The following is a 19,510-nucleotide window of genomic DNA, read 5'->3' as shown; positions in this document are numbered from 1 at the left end:
ACAGTCGTGCGACTGCGGGATCAAGCGATGTCGAATTCCAAAGGCTTGGCTGAGACAATTGCCTTGTTGATCCGCAATTCCTCCAGAACATGCTCCGGAATACGCTCGTCGAGATAGAGCATCGCGATGGCATTGCCACCCGGGTGATCGCGACCCAGGGAGAAGTTGGCTATGTTCACCTCATTCTTCCCGCAGATCGTCCCCAGGAGGCCAATGATGCCGGGCGTGTCGTTGTTGGTCGTGTAGAGCATGTGCTGACCAACCTCGGCGTCAAGATTGATGCCCTTGATCTGAATGAACCGTGGCTTGCCATCGGAAAAGCAGGTACCGGCAATCGAACGAGTGAGCGACTCGGTCTTCACTGTCAGCTTGATGTAGCCGTCAAACACACCAGACTTGTCACGCCGCACCTCCGAAAGAATGATGCCGCGCTCCTTCACCATGATCGGCGCGGAGACCATGTTCACATCTGCAACCTGCGGGCGGATAAGGCCCGCCAGGGCCGCGCTCGCGAGCGCACGCGTATTCATGGCGGCAGTAGATCCATCGAACAGGATCTCGACTTCCTGAATCGGATCTTCGGTGACCTGACCGACAAAAGCACCAAGGACTTCGGCAAGTTTCACGAAGGGCTTGAGCCGCGGCGCTTCCTCTGCGGTGATGGAAGGCATGTTGATTGCGTTCGAAACCGCTCCCTTGATCAGGTAGTCCGACATCTGCTCGGCGACTTGAAGGGCCACGTTTTCCTGCGCTTCACTTGTGGAAGCACCCAGATGCGGCGTGCAAACGACGTTTGGTAGATGGAAGAGCTCATTCTCCGTTGCAGGCTCGACCTCAAAGACGTCGATACCAGCCCCAGCAACCTTGCCGGATTTCAGAGCCGCGACAAGGTCTTTTTCAACGATCAGGCCGCCCCGTGCACAATTGATGATGCGCACGCCGTCCTTCATTTTGGCAATGGCTTCGGCGTTGATAATTCCACGTGTCTTGTCTGTCATCGGCGTGTGCAGGCTGATGAAATCGGCCCGTGTCAAAAGTTCATCGAGTTCGACCTTTTCCACACCCAACTCTTCGGCCCGTCCTTCTGACAGGAACGGATCGAAGGCAATCACATGCATCTTCAGGCCAATGCCGCGCGTAGCCACGATTGAACCGATGTTGCCGCAACCGATAACGCCGAGGGTCTTGCCCGTGATCTCAACCCCCATGAAACGGTTCTTCTCCCACTTGCCGGCGCGGGTGGACGAATCGGCTTCCGGCAGCTCGCGGGCGACCGCAAACATCAGGGCAACGGCATGCTCGGCCGTTGTGATTGAATTGCCGAATGGTGTGTTCATCACGATGATGCCGCGGCGGGATGCGGCAGGAATATCAACGTTGTCGACGCCGATTCCGGCGCGGCCGATGACCTTGAGATTCTTTGCGCCAGCGATCAGTTTTTCGGTGACTTTGGTCGCTGAACGGATCGCAAGACCATCATACTGCCCAATCACTTCGAGCAATTTATCTTTGTCTTTGCCGAGGTCCGGCAAGTAGTCGACCTCCACGCCGCGATCCTTGAAGATCTGTACGGCCGTTGGGGAAAGCTTATCGGATACGAGTACGCGCGGTGCCATCATGGCCTCCATCGATGAAAGGGATGATTGATTGAGGCGACCGCAATGTTGCGGTCACGCTTTGCCAAATGATCAGGCAGCCTGCGTCAGCGCGGCTTTCTGTGACTGGAATGCCCAATCGAGCCACAGTGTCAGCGCTTCGAGATCCGCTGTTTCGATCGTGGCGCCGGCCCAGATACGCAGTCCCGAAGGTGCATCGCGGTAAGCGCCAATATCATAGGCGACGCCTTCCTTCTCCAGAACAGCCACAAGATTCTTTGAAAAACTTGCTTGCGCATCGGCATCGAGAGCCGTGATCTCGGGATCGACGATTGTCAGACAAACGGATGTATTGGATCGCGTTGCGGGCACTGCCGCAAGGTTGGCTAACCATGGCGTGCGTTCGACAAATGCATCAAGGGTGGCAAAATTCCTGTTTGCACGGTCAACCAGACCATCAAGCCCCCCGATTGACTTCGCCCAATTCAGGGCATCGAGATAATCCTCGACACAGAGCATCGATGGGGTGTTGATCGTCTCGCCAGCAAAAATACCTTCAATCAGCTTGCCCCCTGAAGTGAGGCGGAAGATCTTGGGCAATGGCCATGCAGGCTTATAGGACAGCAGGCGTTCCACCGCACGCGGACTGAGGATCAGCATGCCGTGGGCACCCTCGCCCCCAAGTACCTTCTGCCAGGAGAACGTGACGACGTCGAGCTTGTCAAAATCCAGGCGCTGCGCAAATGCGGCAGAGGTCGCATCGCATATGGTCAACCCCTTGCGGTCGGCGGGAATGAAATCACCGTTCGGAACGCGTACGCCAGAGGTCGTGCCATTCCAGGTGAAGACCACGTCGCGATCAAAATCAATCTGTGTAAGATCCGGCAATTCGCCATAGGCCGCTTCAATGACACGGGCATCGCTGAGCTTCAGCTGTTTGACGACATCCGTCACCCAGCCGGCTCCAAAGCTTTCCCATGCGACCATGTCGACGCCACGTTCACCAAGGAGCGACCAAAGCGCCATCTCGACAGCACCGGTGTCGGATGCAGGTACGATACCGATGCGGTAATCGGCGGGCACCTGCAGAATTTCGCGTGTAAGATCGATCGCCTGTTTCAGCTTGGTCTTGCCAACCTTGGCGCGATGCGAGCGGCCAAGCGGAGCATCGGAAAGCGCGTCGAGCGACCATCCGGGACGTTTTGCACAGGGACCTGATGAAAAATTAGGGTTAGCCGGGCGCTGCGCCGGCTTCAATAGCGTGGTCATGTTTTCTCCTATCCTTACAGATAGCACGCCTCTCGTTGGGGAGAGGTGGCCCACTCCGGGAACTAGGAGAAATGTCGCTGACAGTCAAGAAATTTGTTTGGGTGCGACAAGGAATCTGTTGTGGCCAATGCCCGATACTCTAACGAACACGGCAGGAGATAGCTCCTGCCGTTGCAAATTCATCCGTACAATCAATCAGAAGGCGTAACGCACGCCAAGTTTGAAATCATGCGACGCAATGTCCTTGAATTCAAACGCTGCATTGCGCGTGCCTACGCCATCATAATTGTAGGCGATACCGGTTTTGCCATCGCCCAGATCCACATAGCTGTAGCCGAGGTCGATGGTCATGCGGTCGGTCGCCTTGATGCCAACACCGGCGTGCAGCGCCCAAGCGAATTCCCACTGGGAATCGCTGCCCGCGAACCCGCCACCGCCGGTTATGATATTGTCATCGGTAAAGCCCGAAATAGTGTTGCGCGAGGCACCAATGCCTGCACCGACATAGGGCGTGATCCCGGCATACGTTCCGAGATCCGTGTAAGCATTTGCCAGAAGGAGCCATTCGGACTTCTTGGCATGATAACTGTTGGTGGCCTCGTCGCCCGTGCCGGGAATGCCGTCAGTGTCATAGAAGTCGAGCGCGCTGAACTCGGTCTTGCCGCGATATTGGGCTGTCGCATCAACACGGAACCAATCATTGAACTGGTAGCCGACACCGATCTGCCCTGTTACGCCGGCATCGAAATCGCCATCATTGTGCCAGCCGTGAACAACGGGGTCGTCGAAGCCAACGTAATCCAGTTCGTCGAACCGCTGGTTGCTCATGCCGATATCACCGCGCAAATACCAGCCGCCAAACGGCTGGACTTCCACGATCGGAGCCTCAGGCATATCCGCCGAATAGGCCGGGGCCGCACCCAGGCAAAGGAGCGCTGCGCTCAATGCAGCATAGTTGTTGAAAGTGCTCATTTCCGATTCCCTCACAAGCCTAAAATGGAAGCGCAGCGGTTGCTACTCAAGGTTGTGGGCTAATATGCGGGGAAAAAGTTAAATCCCGCTTAACTGTGTTTCTTCACCATATCTATTAACGTTAACAAATCGAAAACAGTAAAACTCAGTTATCAAGAAGCAAAAGGGCCCGTATTGGGGCCCTATGCATTCGTAACATTGCGATGCCAGACTCTCTAGGCAGCTGATGATGAGATGACAGAAATGATGTCGTTGACGACAGCTTCGACCAATTTCCGGTCGTCGCCTTCGGCCATAACGCGGATGAGCGGCTCCGTACCTGAAGGGCGGATCACCAGCCGGCCGGTATTTCCCAAACGGTCGCGCGCTTCATCGATGGCGCTCTTCACTTTCTTGTTCTCCAGCGGCTTGCCACCGGTCGTACGCACATTCTTCAGAAGTTGGGGCACCGGCTCGAATTTGCGGCAAACCTCGCTGACCGGTTTATCCAGCTCTTGAACGACCGCCAGAATCTGCAGGGCAGAAATCAGCCCGTCACCGGTGGTCGAATAATCCGACAGCACGATATGGCCAGACTGCTCACCACCAATATTGTATCCGTTGGCACGCATGTGTTCGACGACATAGCGGTCGCCGACCTGTGTGCGCGCCAACGTGAGACCGCGATCACCCAGGAAGCGCTCGAAACCAAGATTGGACATGACAGTGGCAACAACGCCGCCTCCTGCAAGCCGGTCTGACTCCTGCCAGGACTGGGCAATGACCGCCATGAGCTGGTCGCCATCGATGATGGCTCCATTTTCGTCGACGATCAGCACACGGTCAGCGTCGCCATCCAGCGCTATGCCTATGTCCGCCCGCACCTCGTGTACCTTCTTGATCAATCCGAGCGGATGTGTGGAGCCGCAATCTTCGTTGATGTTCGTGCCATTGGGTTCATTGTTGATCGTGACGACCTCGGCGCCCAATTCCCACAGCGCAGCCGGCGCCACCTTATAGGCGGCACCGTTGGCGCAATCGACCACGATACGAAGCCCAGCCAACGATATGTTCTTGGGCATCGTCCTTTTTGCAAATTCAATATAACGATAAATGTCGCCGTCCACGCGCTTGGCTCTACCGAGCGCGTCGGAACTCGACAGACGGTCAGCCAGGTTCTCGTCCATCAGCCGTTCGATTTCGAGTTCGATATCATCGGACAATTTGAACCCATCCGGTCCGAAAAGCTTGATGCCGTTGTCGTGAAACGGATTGTGGGACGCCGAGATCATCACGCCTATGTCGGCACGCAATGATCGGCAAAGCATGGCCACGGCGGGGGTCGGGATTGGCCCTAGGAGGAACACATCCATGCCAGTCGAAGTGAATCCGGCGACAAGGGCATTCTCGATCATATAGCCCGAAAGCCGCGTATCCTTGCCGATGACAACGCGATTACGGTGCTCACCGCGTTTGAATGCGAGCCCAACGGCCATCCCTACCTTCATCGCGATATCGGGTGTCATGGGATATGCGTTTGCCTGTCCGCGAATGCCATCCGTACCAAAATACTTGCGAGCCATGTTTATCGTCCAATTCTGCAGCTTTGTTGAGCCGGTAATTATCACTGCCTAGCGCAAAGGCGCTCCTATTTCACATCCTACGAATTGTGCAACCTGGTGACGATTATACTTAACTGCCATGCGTGAACAATTCGTACAAAAACGGCCGGTTCGCACCGGCCGTTTCGTGTATCACTCCGCAATCATGATTGCGGTTGTGGCTCAAGACCCTTGTCCGGCTCATCACCCTTGCGCGGCTTCTTGGCCGAACCGGCCTTCGGCACTGCCGAACCGCGTGATGGCGGCGTATCGTCGCCAAGATCACGAGCAGGCTTGCCACCAGCCATCAGCGCCTTGATCTCTTCGCCTGTCAGCGTCTCGTACTCAAGCAGACCTTCGGCAATGGCAATCCATTCCTTCTTCTTCTTGGTCAGAATGCTGCGGGCATGGTTATAGGCGTCATCGATCAGCTTGCGCACCTCGGCATCGATCAGTTGCGCTGTCTCCTCGGAGACATTCTGAGTCCGTGCTACGGAGTGGCCAAGAAACACCTCTTCCTGGTTCTCGCCGTAGGCCACCTGCCCAAGCTTGTCGGAGAAGCCCCAACGGGTCACCATGGCCCTGGCAAGCTTGGTCGCCTGCTCGATGTCGGACGACGCGCCCGATGTGATGTTCTCCTTGCCGAACTTGAGTTCTTCCGCAATGCGGCCGCCCATCATGATGGCAAGGCGTGAGATCATCCATTTATAACTCATGGAGTAGCGATCGGCTTCCGGCAGCTGCATGACCATACCCAGAGCGCGTCCACGTGGAATGATCGTTGCCTTGTGCAGCGGATCAGCAACTTCCACGTTCAGTGCCACGATAGCATGGCCTGCCTCGTGATAGGCTGTCAGTTCTTTTTCTGCCTGGGTCATGGCGGTCGAGCGGCGCTCGGCACCCATCATGATCTTGTCCTTGGCATCCTCAAATTCAAGCATGGTCACAAGCCGTTTGTTACGGCGTGCAGCCATCAAGGCGGCCTCGTTGACGAGATTCATCAGATCAGCACCGGAGAACCCGGGGGTGCCGCGAGCAAGGACCTTCAGATCGACATTCGGAGCAAGCGGCACGTTGCGTGCATGCACCTTCAGGATCTTCTCGCGACCAGTGACGTCCGGATTTGGCACGACAACCTGACGGTCGAAACGACCGGGACGCAACAGTGCAGGATCGAGCACGTCCGGACGGTTGGTCGCAGCGATGAGGATAACGCCTTCATTTGCTTCGAAGCCATCCATCTCGACGAGCAACTGGTTCAACGTCTGCTCGCGCTCGTCGTTACCACCGCCAAGCCCGGCACCGCGATGGCGGCCGACAGCATCGATTTCATCGATGAAGATAATGCAAGGAGCATTCTTCTTGGCCTGCTCGAACATGTCGCGAACGCGCGATGCACCAACGCCAACGAACATTTCCACGAAATCAGAACCCGAAATGGTGAAGAACGGAACGTTGGCTTCGCCAGCGATGGCACGCGCCAGCAGGGTTTTACCGGTACCGGGAGGGCCCACAAGGAGTACGCCGCGCGGGATACGCCCGCCCAACCGCTGGAACTTCTGGGCATCGCGCAGGAATTCGACAATCTCTTCAAGATCTTCCTTGGCTTCGTCGACGCCAGCCACGTCCTGGAAGGTCACGCGGCCGTGGGCTTCAGTCAACAGTTTCGCCTTTGACTTGCCAAATCCCATGGCCCCACGTGAACCACCCTGCATCTGACGCATGAAGAAGATCCATACGCCGAGGATCAGGATCATCGGAAGCCAGGATATCAACATACCAACGAGCGATGTTGAACCATCCGTCTCGGGTCGGGCCGCGATCTGCACATTCTTGCTCTCGAGGCGGCCAACGAGGCCGGCATCTCCAGGAGAATAGGTCTGGAAGTTTGAACCATTATCGGAATATGTGCCCGTGATACGGTTACCGGAAATCGTTACCGATTTCACACGGCCGCTATTTACGTCGCTGATAAACTGCGAATAGGGAACATCGCTCGATGCCGAACGCGAGGTGGGGCTCTGGAAAAGATTGAACAACGCGATCAGAAGTAAGGCGATAATCGCCCACAGTGCGAAGTTCCTGTAGTTAGGATTCATATCGGGTCCCATCAATCACAACCGCAAGCACGCGGAATTTATACGTAACATAGGTTCGAAGCATGGCCTTGCCAAGGCTGGCGTTCAAACTGAGGTCAATTCTTGTTAATCTGGTTTACAGGCGACGGCTTGTAGCCCTGGACCTGAAAGATATCTGCAACGGATTGAGCCAAGTCTTCATCATAGCCTGAAAGGATATGATCGAACAGCGCAAGGTGGCGAAAAACGCTGATTCCAACGGGCAAAGCGGGGCGCAGACCGACAACCTTGTCTCCCCACACCAGAACTGGCGCCGACAATGCCGCCGCGCGGTGGGAAATACTCTGCTCGCTCTGCCTCAACACATGGAGCCCATCCACGCCACATGCTTTCACGCCGACAGGGCGCGATGTCTGATTGTCGATCCGGTAACGCCCATCCCAGATGGCACACTGTTGCGGTTGAATCGTGATCTGCGGGACCGATCGCATCTCACGAAATATCAGTACATTGTCCTTCTTGCGCTGGAGGATGCACCGGCTGTAGGTCGTGCGACCAGGCAGATCATCCGTTGCAATGTGCTGCAGGGCCTTGTCGCAAATGTCGCCTGCAGGCAGAAACTCATGCCCGCCAGCAATTGCAAGCAGTACGCCAATCGCCAGGCGTTGCGCATCGGTCTCCTGCCCGAGCCAGGCCTTTCGTTGGATCTCCACAAGCAGTCCATCGTGAACCATCACACAGTGCCGCAAGACTTGGGCGCATCGCACATTCAATGACCGGCGCTGCTCGGCCTGCCTGATGATCCCAGCATGGATCAGCTCGCGATCATGATATCTTAATGCTTCGCGTATCCGTACACGCTCATACTTTGGGTTTTCGTTTGACGGATCTTCACACCACTCAACTGCTTTCATCCGCAAGTAGCCGCGCAGCGCGTCTCGGGTAATCGCCAGCAGAGGTCTTACAAGCCAGATTTCCCGGTCCAGCAATGTTGCGGCCGACATGCCCGCCAACCCGCGTGCGCTGCTCCCCTCACCTGTGCGCGTTGAACGCATGAGGAAGGTTTCGATCTGATCGTCAAGCGTGTGGCCCGTGAGCACCATATCGGTGCCAGCCTCGCGGGCGGCCTTGCACAAGAGGCCGTAGCGTGCGGCGCGCGCCTTTGCCGACAGACCGGTTGCGGGCTTTGGACCGTCCCAGTTCAGCGTTTGATGTTCAATACCGGCTTCCTTGCAAAGCCTGGCGACATAGCGGGCCTCTTCTGCTGATTCCGGGCGAAGACCATGATCGATCGTAACGGCAATTATATCCGGGAAAGATGGACGCGAGGCGCCAAGGGTCGCAAGCAGATACAATAGTGCCAGCGAGTCACTGCCGCCTGACACGGCAACGACGACGGATTTCAGCCCAGTGAAATCGATGGCTTCAAAAACGGCGTTCGGATCGAGATCCGGTCTAGCATTTGTTGGCGGCACGCTCATTCTTCACGCGCTCTTTGACTGCCGCAGAAATGTTGGGATAGCGAGATGTGACGGACGCGAAGGTCGCGCAAGCGACTTCATGATCACGCATCTTGGCCAGCGTCATACCCAGCTTGAGCAGATTCTCGGGACTCTTCTTGGAGTCGGGGAACTGCTTGTGGTTATCAAGAAAGACTGATGCCGCTTCCTGATAGCGGGCTTGGCCATAGAGCGATTCGCCGAGCCAATAGCGTGCGTCCGGATCGGCAGCATCATCTGGAAAGCGGTCGACATGGCTGCGGAACGCCACTTCCGCGCCCTTGTAATCACCGGCCAGGAACAATTGATAGGCCTGGCTGTACAGGGCTTTTGGATCATCGGTCTGCGGCAATGCGGCAACTGTTGTGTTGTCCGCCGGCATGGCCGGGTCATCGTTCTTCGTGCCACCGATTACGTTGCCATTGGCATCAAACTCGATATGACCCAGGTCGCGCGGCGCATCGCCGAGTTGCGCGGAACTGGAACTGTCGATCTGTTGGTCAATAGCAGCGGAATCGGTGGCATCGGGCGAAATGATCGAGCCCGAATGACCTGAAGTCGCAGTGGAGGCATCAGTCGATGCCTCCCCCGCTGTCCGCGTGTGCGCTGCGGACGCCACGGTGCGATCGTTCTTGCCGCCTGCATCGGATCGCTTGCCCTTTTCCAGCTCCTGGAACCGGAACTCATTGTCTTCCTGGACCTTCCGCATCTGCTCCTGCATTTGCAGAAGCTGGAAGTTCAATTCCTCGATCTTGCCCGTGAGCTGCCTGATCTGCTCCTCCAACTGGCTCACACGAGGATCGCCAGCCTGTGCCATCAGCACCGGCGCATCGCTTGAAACGATATCGGCTTTCGGCGCTCGCTTGAAATACCCGCCATCAAGACCTGCGGCATGGCTTGACCCGGTTGCCAGAAATGGCAGAACCGTCATCGCCAATACCATTCTCTTCAGTCGTTTGTTCATTCCTTTTACCCGCCCTGATATGGGAATTTGAAACGCCGCCATGATTTTGCGGCAGGCCCTTCTAACACGAGCAACGTGACTTCGGCCAAATTTTGTTTTGAAGCAAACCATCACAAAAAAAGCGGCCCGAAAGCCGCTTTTCGTGGATGAACCAATCTCGGCTTAACTGCCGGCGCCGCCCAGGACAGTGATGGCGCGACGATTCTGGGACCAGCAAGACTCGCTGTCGCAAACAGCAACCGGGCGTTCGTTGCCGTACGACAAGGTCTTGATGCGAGAAGCTGGGATGCCGCGTGACGCGAGGTAGTTGCGTGTTGCAGCTGCACGGCGCTGGCCAAGAGCAAGGTTGTATTCGCGTGTTCCGCGCTCGTCGGCATGGCCTTCGATCGTGATCGCATAGTTCGGATAGCGCTGCAACCACTGGGCCTGCTTGGCCAGGGTCTGCTGCGCATCGGCACGAATGACGGATGAGTCGACATCGAAGAAGATGCGATCGCCAACGTTAACGGTGAAATCCTGCGTCGATCCCGGAGTGGCGCTTCCGCCAAGTCCGAGGTCACCAGCGGTATTCGGCATGTTCTTCTTCGAAGCACAGCCCGCGATTGCGAGAGACATGAAAAGTGCAACGACGACTGGACTGCGGGCGATCATTTCGAAGCGGCGCATAGCCTGGACTCCTTAAGAATTGAATTGTTTCGGTGAACAAGCAGTAACCATATCGAGGTTAAGGCCTGTTCAAGAAACAGGGTTAATCCACTCTTAACTCCAGGATTAACGGCGAATATAGCGAGTGTGCGCTGCACCCTTAAGGCACTAAATACGGCGGAAAAACGACATTCGCGGCAAAGCATGGATAACTTCGCCGCGAATGCACACAATTCATTGACCGGCTTGCCGGATCATTCAAGAAGGGGCGACCAAGCAGGATCCGAAGCCAGATTGGGGGTCTGGATCTGGCGGAGATTGCGGCCCGTAAGGTCAACCGTCACGAGGTGCGGACTGTTTGAGCCTGGAGGCTGCCGGAAGAACATCAGTACGCGGCCATTCGGGGCCCAGGTTGGACCTTCGTCATGGTAGCCGCTCGACAGGATGCGTTCTCCGGATCCATCGACCTTCATAACGCCGATCGAGAACTGCCCGCCCGATTGCTTGGTAAAGGCGATCAGGTCGCCGCGTGGAGACCACACCGGCGTTGAGTAGGAACCGTCACCAAACGAGATACGCTGCGGATTCGAGCCATCAGCACCCATCTTGTAGATCTGTGGGCGCCCGCCGCGGTCAGATTCAAAGACAACCTGGCTGCCATCCGGCGAATAGGAAGCACCGGTGTCGATGGCAGAAGTGCTGGTCAAGCGTGTCGTCGTGCGGCTGCGCAGGTCCATTGTGTAGACATTGGCACTGCCATCTTCCTGTAGAAGGCTCATGACAACCTTCTGTCCATCCGGCGAAAAGCGCGGTGCAATGGTCATGCCCGGAAAGTTTCCGACGAGCTCACGCTGTCCTGTTTCCAGCTGCAACAGATAGATTTGCGGCTTGCCCTGCTCATAGGACATATAGGTGATTTCCTGCCGGCTTGGCGAGAAGCGCGGTGTCAGGACGAGATCCTTGCCATTGGTAAGATAGCGAACATTGGCGCCGTCCTGATCCATGATGGCCAGGCGCTTGACACGCTTTTCCTTGGTACCGGATTCGTCGACAAAGACGACGCGGGTATCGAAGTAACCTTTTTCACCTGTCAGGCGCTCGTAGATGGCATCGGCAATGATATGGGCGACACGGCGCCAGCTGTCAGGCGAGGTGAAGAATTGCTGGCCTTCGAGCTGTTGCCCCGCGAATGTATCCCACAACCGGAACTCCGCTTTCAGCCTGCCGTCGCCTTGCTTGGTCACACGCCCTGTTACCAGTGCCTGAGCGTTGATAACCTTCCAGTCTTCAAAGCGCGGCGCCGCATCCGGATTGGATATCTTCTCAATGAAGGCACCCTTGTCGATGGGAGCAAACAGACCGGACCGTTCGAGATCGGCCGCAATCACGCCCGAGATATTGGCACCAAGCTGGTCACCGGAAAGAAAATCGGTAATCGCAATGGGCAACGGTTCGACAGTACCTTTCGTAATATCGATTGTAACTTCTGCGCGCGCCGGCACGGTGACCGTCATCGCTACAGCGAGGATCGCGGCAAAGGTTGAAAGGATAATACGGAACATTTTCATCATGGCTAAAGGGCCCTCATCTGGCTGGCCAAATTAGTGTTAGAACATATCACGCGGATCGAAATTCACGGTTACGTCAGACCAGGTGTCGTACTTGTCTTGTGGCAGGGAATAAGGTGCACAGCGCATGACCGCGCGCCGGGCGCTCTCGATAGCAGCGCGTTGTACTGGCGAACTGCCGGATCCCGACACTTCGGGAGATCCTTCGATCTCCCCTTCTTTCGTCAGCTTCATCTTCACCGTAACCTTCAGGCCCTCGGCATCCTCGGCGCCAGCGGGCACATTCCAGCATTTCTGGATGGCACCTTTAAGTGCATCGATCTCGCTCTGGCTGAGCTTCGCGCCATTGCTTGGTTTGTCCGTACCCAGAGCAGCCGAATCCGTCGATCGCTTTGCGCCGCCACCGGCGGGCTTCTGGGTATTGAGCAACGCTGCGACTTCATCCGCTATGCCCTTCTCCTTGGAAGGAGCGGCAGCATTCTGGGTCGGCTTTGGCTTCTCAGGCGTTTCCTTGCGGTCAGGCGTTTTCGCCGTCTGTGACGGTGGCGTCGGCTTGACTTCCGGCTTGGCCACATTTTCCGGCAACTTGAATGTCTCTTCTGCTGGAGCCGGCTCGGGCTTCACCTCATTGATTGCCTCAGCAACCGGATCAGGCTTCACCTCCTGCTTCGGGGCAGGTTCTGGCTTGACTTCGGTTGCCGGTACCGGAACAGGTTCCGGCTCCGGCTTGACTTCGGGTTTGGGTTCCGGCTCGGCCTTTTCAGCAGGTATTTCGGATGGCTTGGGTGCTTCCGCTGCTTCGATTGGCTTGGGCTTCGGCTCTGGCGTCGGCTTGGTGGCTACGTCCATATCGCTATCGCCAAGATTCTGTGCCTCCGGAATAGTTTGCGGCTTTTGCGTCGGCTTGGGTGCTGGCTTTTCTGCCTTGGGGGCCTTCTTGTCGCCTTGCTGGGCCTGCGAAATGGATTCGACTGGCACGATATCGATCGGCATGGACTCAACGTCCGCAACCATGGGTGCGGGCGCCGAGAAGGACAGCAGCCCCCAGCCGAGAACAACGGCATGGATAATAGCAGAGGATGTGACGCTGCCTCTCATTTCAATCAGCTATCCTGCTCCTGAAGACTGACCAGACCGATATTCTTGAATCCCGACGCAGAAATCCGTGCCATCACCTTCATGACCGCACCATAATCGGCCGTCTTGTCGCCACGGACAAAAATGCGCTCGTTGTAGCCGGTCTTGGCAATGGCCTGCAGCTTGGGGACGATCTCCTCGATCGGGATCTCGGTGTCCTCGATGAAAATCTGGCCCTGCTGGTTGACCGAAATTGTAATGGGCTTGGTATCGGTATCGAGCGCCTTCGCCTGCGTATCGGGCAAATCAATCGGCACGCCGACCGTCATGAGCGGCGCTGCCACCATGAAGATGATGAGCAGCACGAGCATGACGTCAACCAGAGGCGTGACATTGATTTCGCTCATCAGCGCCTTGCTTGCCCGCCCGCGCCGGCGGCGTCCGCCCGAAGAACCGTTGTTTCCTATCGACATGCCCATGGCATCAATTCCCGCTATTGCGTTATCGGTTTCCCGGACTGCTTAGGTCCGCGGCAGCTTCTCATCGATTTGCCGCGAGAGTATGGCGGAGAACTCATCGGCAAAGCCTTCCATGCGTGCGGTCAGTTTGCCTGCGTCACTTGACAGCTTGTTGTAGGCGATAACGGCCGGAATAGCGGCGACGAGGCCGATGGCGGTTGCCAGCAAAGCCTCCGCAATGCCTGGTGCCACGACCGCTAGACTTGTGGATTTCGACCCGGCAATCGCCATGAAGGAGGTCATGATACCGATGACCGTCCCGAACAGCCCGATGAAAGGCCCGGCCGACCCGATCGTTGCAAGGAAGGTAAGACGCGCAGCGAGATAGTCGCTCTCGCGTGCCAGGGCCACATCCATCGCCTTGTCGATGCGCATCTGTAGCGCGATCGGCGAGCGAGCACCCTTTTCGAACGATTTCTTCCATTCCCGCATCGCCGCGATGAAAATCGAACCCATGCCGGTTGTGCGCTTGTCGCCGAGGTTGCGATAGAGCTCTTCAAGCGATTGTCCGGACCAGAATATCTGCTCGAAACGGTCGAAGGCACGTTTTGCGCGGCCAAATCCGAGGGCTTTGTCGATGATGATCGCCCAGGTCCAGATTGATGCGCCAAGAAGGCCAACCATCACCAGTTTGACGATAAATCCGGCCTGCCAGAATAGCCCCCACAGGGACGTATCCGATGTCTGAACGGCAACCGCTAAATTTTCCATATCCACTACCCTCGAATCCGAAAACCCGGCATGTTGACCGGGGCGCAATCGTCTCTCATTCCAGATGAGCCACGTTTTGAAACCGGATCTTTTCCAGTAACTACCTGCGGCTTCTCACGGTTAATTTTGGTAAAACGAAGGCGTTAACGTGAAACACCCCGTTTGAACGCCCTTATTCATGGTTTGTTATGGTTAAGGATCAGTTATCATTCAGGCTGAAGCGCCATTTTAATTATCTGTCCTGCACTCCCGGCCTGAAGAGCTTGACCCATTCTGCGGGAAATCTTCGCGGACGGCCGGCGCCATTCACCATCGCAGCCTCGACAGTCGCCGAAATGAGCAGATCATCGCCACGCTTGATGGCCTGCGCCATTTTCACACGCGCCCCGGCGATTTCTGCCGTGCGCGTCTCCACGGTCAGTATATCGTCGATGCGGGCGGCCGATTTGAAGTCGATCTCCATGCGCCGCACGATCCAGACAATGCTTTCGCCAAGTTTGCCATCCGCAAGTTCCGAATGATGCACACCCAGTAGACGCAGATAATCCGTGCGGCCACGCTCCAGAAATTCCAGGTACCGGGCGTGATACACAATGCCGGAGAAATCCGTATCGGCGTAATAAACACGCACCATGAGACGGTGGCCGACATCGGTCAGTTCTCCGGCCAGTCCGGCATTCTGTGTTTGGTAACTGTTTTCACTCATCGTCCTTCCCTTTTGCAGGCACGACAGGCATCTTGTCCAGACCCACCGCAGGAAGGACGCCAAAGAATTGCATCTGTCATTGCTACGCGCCCTGTTCTGCATTGTTTGCTGGACAGTGGCGACGACCGTTGTTGCATCGGCCACCACATTCACCATGCAACACGGCCTGAATCTCGACATCTGGACCACTTGGCCGGGAACCGAGCGGTGGGATGAGGAACCTGTACTCGCCAACTTTCCCGAATGGCGGCAGAACACCGATGCCACCAAGCTTCGGGATATCAGGAAAGCGGGTTTTGACTTCGTCCGCATGCCGATTGATCCGGCGATATTTCTCGAAGACGCCTCCGCCGAGAGAGTGACAAGGTTGATCGCGGAAACGCTGGAATCGGTCGACATGCTCCATGAAGCAGGCCTCAAGGTGATCGTCGATCTCCACTCAATCCCAAGCGATGTCCGCAAGGTCGGAACCAATCAGATTCTGGCGGACCCCCATTTGTTTGCGCGCTACCTGGATGTGGTGCGCCAACTTGGTAAGGCGCTAGCGGCCACCGACCCCGCGACGACTGCCTTCGAGCCGTTCAATGAGCCGGTGGTTGACTGCGATTCCACCCTCTTTCCGATATGGCCGTCAATGCTTGAGCGTGTGCATGCGGCGGCTCGCAAGTCGATGCCAGGACATACTTTGGTCTTGTCAGGAAGTTGCTGGTCAAGTGCATACGGTTTGGCGAAAATTGATCCACGATCCATCGCCGACAATAATGTCATCTGGACATTTCACAGCTATGAACCCTACGTCCTCACCCACCAGGGTGCTGACTGGACGGGGGATTCCATGAGCTACGTGGAGGGCCTGCCTTACCCGCCCGGTCTGTTGGGTGAGAAAGCGTTTGACGAGCGTGCCGCGATCATCCGAAAGACAATCGCGACAAAGGCACCGGAAGATCGACGTGACGAGCTCTTGACCGGCTTCAACGAGATGGTTGGCGGCGTGACAACGTACCCCATGGTTCTCGCCATGCTCACTGAACCGTTTGACAAGGCTGCAGCGTGGGGCAAGGAATACGCCATCCCGCCGCAGCGCATATTTCTCGGCGAATTCGGCATGATCCGCCAAGAATATCGCAAGGCGTTTCGCATGCCGTCTTCCTGGCGTGCCGCCTATTTGAAGGATATGACAGCAGCTGCTAAAAAGCGTGGCTTTCCCTGGTCTGTATGGTCATGGGGCGGCGCCTTTGGCATAACGCTTGACGACGAAAAAAGGGAACTCGACCCTGTGATCCTCCAAGGCCTCGGACTGAAGGTTCCTTAACGTCAGTCATCTTCCTGAAACAGGCTGATCTGCTGCTGGGCGACTTCCGCTGGGGCGTTAAGGCCCAGATGTTTCAATGCATTTGCCGTCAGGACCCGTCCACGCGGTGTCCGTTGGATGAACCCCTGCTGAATGAGATAGGGCTCGATAATATCCTCGATGGCGTCACGCGGCTCGGACAGGCCGGCGGCAATCGTTTCGATACCCACGGGGCCGCCGCCAAAATTATGGGCGATCATGGCAAGGTACCGCCGGTCAAGTTGATCGAGGCCAAGTGAGTCCACCTCCAGCCGCAACAGGGCGGAATCGGCCGTCGCACGATCGATGCTGTCCTTTCCGTCAACGATGGCGAAATCCCGTACCCGCCGCAGCAGACGGCCGGCAATTCGCGGCGTACCGCGGGCGCGGCGTGCCACTTCTAGGGCGCCATCATCCGTCATTCCAATACCCATGATCCGCGCACCGCGACGCACGATATGTTCCAGTTCTTCGACCGTGTAGAAATTCAGCCGGATGGGAATGCCGAAGCGGTCACGCAGCGGCGTCGTCAAGAGTCCAAGCCGTGTCGTCGCTGCAACCAGCGTGAACTTGGCCAGGTCGATCTTCACAGAACGCGCAGCCGGGCCCTCACCGATGATCAGGTCAAGCTGATAGTCTTCCATTGCCGGGTAGAGGATTTCCTCCACGGCCGGATTGAGGCGATGAATCTCATCGATAAAAAGGACATCGTTCTCTTCCAGATTGGTCAGCAGCGCGGCAAGATCGCCTGCCTTGGCGATTACCGGGCCCGACGTCGAGCGGAAGTTGACGCCCAGCTCCTTGGCCATGATCTGCGCCAGCGTCGTCTTGCCAAGGCCGGGAGGTCCGACAAACAGCACATGGTCGAGCGCCTCGCCACGCGACTTTGCTGCTTCGATAAAGACTTTCAAATTGGCGCGCGCTGCCGCCTGCCCCACAAAATCGGCAAGGGTTTGCGGGCGCAGCGTCGTATCGAGATCTTCTCCGCGCTTGTCGGGTGTTATCAGACGGCTAGCATCACTCATGCGCATGTCCTCGCATAACCGGTCCCATCAAACAACCGCATCAGCGTGACAATTCCTTCAGACCAAGCCGAATAAGCTTGGTCGAGTCGGCGCCTTCGCCCGCATTCTTCAGGGCAGCAGCGATGGCGTTGGCGGCCTGATCGCGTGAATAGCCAAGATTGGTCAACGCCGATACCGCATCGCTTACGGGCGCTGGAGCAACGCCTTCGCCTAGCTCCTGTTTCAGGCCGATGGTACCCGATGCTTCTCCAGCAAAGGCGGGCGCCTTGTTCTTGAGTTCCGTTACGATACGCTCGGCAACGCGCTTGCCCACACCCGGCGCACGACTGACCATGGCAATATCGCGCAGCGCAATCGCATTGGCCAGATCCGACGGGGTGAGCGTACCCAACACGCTCAATGCTACCTTGGCGCCGATACCCTGCACGCTTTGCAGCAGGCGGAACCATTCCCGTTCGAGCGCCGTACCGAAACCGAACAGGCGTATCAAGTCTTCGCGTACATAGGTTTCAATAAGCAGCACCACCGCTTCGCCGGGTCCCGGCATATTTGATAGCGTTCGCGCGGAACAATATGCCACATAGCCGACACCATGCACGTCGACGATGACATGGTCCTCGCCGATCTCGTCCACTGTACCCTTCAATTTTCCAATCATAGCGCCGCCAGCTTTTGTTCGATCGCGATGCGTCCGATCGCGCTCTGCCGATGATGCGCGTGGCAGATCGCAACAGCAAGTGCGTCGGCGGCATCGTCAGTATCGAACGTCGCTTTCGGCATCAGGACCTTTACCATCATGTGGATCTGCTGTTTTTCGCCGTGCCCCACACCGATGACAGCTTTCTTGACCGCATTCGGGGCATATTCAGCAACATGAAGTCCGGCAAGGGCAGGTACAAGCAGGGCAATCCCGCGGGCCTGACCGAGCTTGAGGGTGGCCGTGGCATCCTTGTTGACGAAGGTGTGCTCGACGGCCGACTCATGCGGCATCATTCGGTGAATCACCCCCGTAAGACCGTCATGCAGTTGACAAAGCCGTGAGGCCAGATCGAGCTTGGCATCGGAAAGGATTGTGCCAGCCTCCACAAAGCGCAACGAGTTGCCCAGTGTCTCGATGATACCCCAACCGGTACGGCGGAGTCCGGGATCAATGCCAATGATGCGAATCGCTTCTTTCATGCTGAAAACCTTATCCATGTCTCAGGCATGTTGACAGCAGAAAGGTGAACAAAAGAGAAACAAACCGAGCGGTGCGCTGAATTCCTCAGCGATGGCTGAATGCGGTCGCAAGCAGGGTAATCTGGTCCGACACCGGATTGGCGGACAGAACCCGCCTGTGATCTGCTTCCGTCCGCTCATTGTAAATTTCATCGTCCATCTGACGAACGCGAGTTTGCAGACGCAGTGACCGGTGCACGAGATCGCAATACGAAAGCGGAATCTCGTTCCAGCCTGCTACAGTTTCGGGAGCCGAATCCGTGTCCAGACGTACCTTGGCTTTTTCCGACAGCACCTGCTCCAGCGTCATCTCGCCACTACGCGACGCGCGTTGAAGGAGCAGCCATGAGGCGACCTGCATCAGGCGCGTCGTAAGGCGCATTGATTCGGCCGCATAAAGGGTCGCAGCCGTGCGGGACAATCGCCGTGCTTCCTCGCGTCCCTCGCCATCAAGGTAGGAGGCAGCTTCTTCCACGAGGCTCATACCTTCATCGTAAAGGTAGTTGAAGCTCTCCGAGCGGACCATGCGCTCTGCGAGCCGTATCGTGTTGTCCACGTGGAATTCCTGTTCAGCCATCATATGCCCTGTTACCTAAAATGCGCTGCCACGATCCGCAATTTTTCCAAAGCAGTACCCCCTTACTGGATCAGCAAGCTGGGCACCACAACGGTCGGCGGGCAGTATTCCCCAGCAACCTGCCTGCATCCTCACATGAGCGCAAGTTTATCCTTAATAAAGGGTTAACGGCAGGGTC

General features: G+C 56.7%; 18 protein-coding genes. 1 reads left to right on the top strand and 17 read right to left on the bottom strand.

All coding sequences use genetic code 11. From position 1 onward, the window contains the following. Positions 1–20: 20 nt before the first annotated feature. The 13 genes from serA to ybgC form a co-directional block, all read right to left on the bottom strand. Positions 21–1,616, bottom strand: a complete 1,596-nt coding sequence (gene serA, locus K9U38_RS07810) for a phosphoglycerate dehydrogenase (protein WP_224493771.1) — start codon at positions 1,614–1,616, stop codon at positions 21–23. Positions 1,617–1,688: 72 nt separating this feature from the next. Next, positions 1,689–2,864 (bottom strand): phosphoserine transaminase, encoded by a 1,176-nt coding sequence (locus K9U38_RS07805; protein ID WP_224493770.1) that lies wholly within the window; start codon positions 2,862–2,864, stop codon positions 1,689–1,691. 195 nt (positions 2,865–3,059) lie between these two features. Beyond that, complete coding sequence (locus K9U38_RS07800; protein WP_224493769.1) at positions 3,060–3,836, bottom strand: outer membrane protein; 777 nt, start codon at positions 3,834–3,836, stop codon at positions 3,060–3,062. A 215-nt stretch (positions 3,837–4,051) separates the two neighbouring features. Then, positions 4,052–5,398, bottom strand: a complete 1,347-nt coding sequence (gene glmM / locus K9U38_RS07795) for a phosphoglucosamine mutase (protein WP_224493768.1) — start codon at positions 5,396–5,398, stop codon at positions 4,052–4,054. Between the two features lie 182 nt (positions 5,399–5,580). Continuing rightward, positions 5,581–7,515 (bottom strand): ATP-dependent zinc metalloprotease FtsH, encoded by a 1,935-nt coding sequence (ftsH, locus tag K9U38_RS07790; RefSeq protein ID WP_224493767.1) that lies wholly within the window; start codon positions 7,513–7,515, stop codon positions 5,581–5,583. Between the two features lie 95 nt (positions 7,516–7,610). After that, positions 7,611–8,975, bottom strand: coding sequence for a tRNA lysidine(34) synthetase TilS (gene tilS / locus K9U38_RS07785; RefSeq protein ID WP_224493766.1), 1,365 nt, complete (start codon positions 8,973–8,975; stop codon positions 7,611–7,613). Beyond that, positions 8,950–9,957: a tol-pal system protein YbgF gene (ybgF, locus tag K9U38_RS07780; RefSeq protein WP_224493765.1), complete on the bottom strand. Its 1,008-nt coding sequence runs from the start codon at positions 9,955–9,957 to the stop codon at positions 8,950–8,952. Before ybgF ends, tilS begins: the two co-directional genes overlap by 26 nt. Positions 9,958–10,119: 162 nt before the next feature. Beyond that, complete coding sequence (gene pal, locus K9U38_RS07775) at positions 10,120–10,623, bottom strand: peptidoglycan-associated lipoprotein Pal (protein ID WP_224493764.1); 504 nt, start codon at positions 10,621–10,623, stop codon at positions 10,120–10,122. A 233-nt stretch (positions 10,624–10,856) separates the two neighbouring features. After that, positions 10,857–12,173 carry a Tol-Pal system beta propeller repeat protein TolB gene (gene tolB, locus K9U38_RS07770; protein WP_224493763.1) on the bottom strand — a complete coding sequence of 439 codons (1,317 nt, stop codon included), beginning with the start codon at positions 12,171–12,173 and terminating at the stop codon, positions 10,857–10,859. Between the two features lie 36 nt (positions 12,174–12,209). Continuing rightward, positions 12,210–13,268, bottom strand: a complete 1,059-nt coding sequence (tolA, locus tag K9U38_RS07765; RefSeq protein ID WP_224493762.1) for a cell envelope integrity protein TolA — start codon at positions 13,266–13,268, stop codon at positions 12,210–12,212. A 5-nt stretch (positions 13,269–13,273) separates the two neighbouring features. After that, positions 13,274–13,726, bottom strand: coding sequence for a protein TolR (gene tolR / locus K9U38_RS07760; RefSeq protein ID WP_224493761.1), 453 nt, complete (start codon positions 13,724–13,726; stop codon positions 13,274–13,276). Between the two features lie 42 nt (positions 13,727–13,768). After that, positions 13,769–14,476: a protein TolQ gene (tolQ, locus tag K9U38_RS07755; protein WP_106710930.1), complete on the bottom strand. Its 708-nt coding sequence runs from the start codon at positions 14,474–14,476 to the stop codon at positions 13,769–13,771. A gap of 232 nt (positions 14,477–14,708) precedes the next feature. Next, positions 14,709–15,182, bottom strand: a complete 474-nt coding sequence (gene ybgC / locus K9U38_RS07750) for a tol-pal system-associated acyl-CoA thioesterase (protein ID WP_224493760.1) — start codon at positions 15,180–15,182, stop codon at positions 14,709–14,711. Between the two features lie 67 nt (positions 15,183–15,249). On the opposite strand from ybgC, the gene K9U38_RS07745 reads away from it, so the two are divergent. Beyond that, positions 15,250–16,494, top strand: coding sequence for a glycoside hydrolase family 5 protein (locus K9U38_RS07745; protein WP_224493759.1), 1,245 nt, complete (start codon positions 15,250–15,252; stop codon positions 16,492–16,494). Between the two features lie 2 nt (positions 16,495–16,496). Here K9U38_RS07745 and ruvB read toward each other — a convergent pair whose 3' ends face one another. From ruvB to rcdA, 4 genes are all read right to left on the bottom strand, one after another. Then, a complete protein-coding gene (ruvB, locus tag K9U38_RS07740) occupies positions 16,497–17,537 on the bottom strand; it encodes a Holliday junction branch migration DNA helicase RuvB (protein ID WP_224493758.1) in 1,041 nt (346 codons plus the stop codon). Positions 17,538–17,577: 40 nt separating this feature from the next. Then, a complete protein-coding gene (gene ruvA, locus K9U38_RS07735; RefSeq protein ID WP_224493757.1) occupies positions 17,578–18,195 on the bottom strand; it encodes a Holliday junction branch migration protein RuvA in 618 nt (205 codons plus the stop codon). Beyond that, positions 18,192–18,716: a crossover junction endodeoxyribonuclease RuvC gene (gene ruvC, locus K9U38_RS07730; RefSeq protein WP_224493756.1), complete on the bottom strand. Its 525-nt coding sequence runs from the start codon at positions 18,714–18,716 to the stop codon at positions 18,192–18,194. Before ruvC ends, ruvA begins: the two co-directional genes overlap by 4 nt. A gap of 85 nt (positions 18,717–18,801) precedes the next feature. Beyond that, positions 18,802–19,335 carry a protease adaptor protein RcdA gene (gene rcdA / locus K9U38_RS07725; RefSeq protein ID WP_224493755.1) on the bottom strand — a complete coding sequence of 178 codons (534 nt, stop codon included), beginning with the start codon at positions 19,333–19,335 and terminating at the stop codon, positions 18,802–18,804. Between the last annotated feature and the right edge of the window lie 175 nt (positions 19,336–19,510).

It is taken from the genome of Phyllobacterium lublinensis (genome assembly GCF_020164435.1).
In the GTDB taxonomy this organism is placed as follows: domain Bacteria; phylum Pseudomonadota; class Alphaproteobacteria; order Rhizobiales; family Rhizobiaceae; genus Phyllobacterium; species Phyllobacterium lublinensis.
The sequence above is the reverse complement of the archived record's forward strand: the minus strand, read 5'-3'. Positions and strand labels throughout refer to the sequence as shown.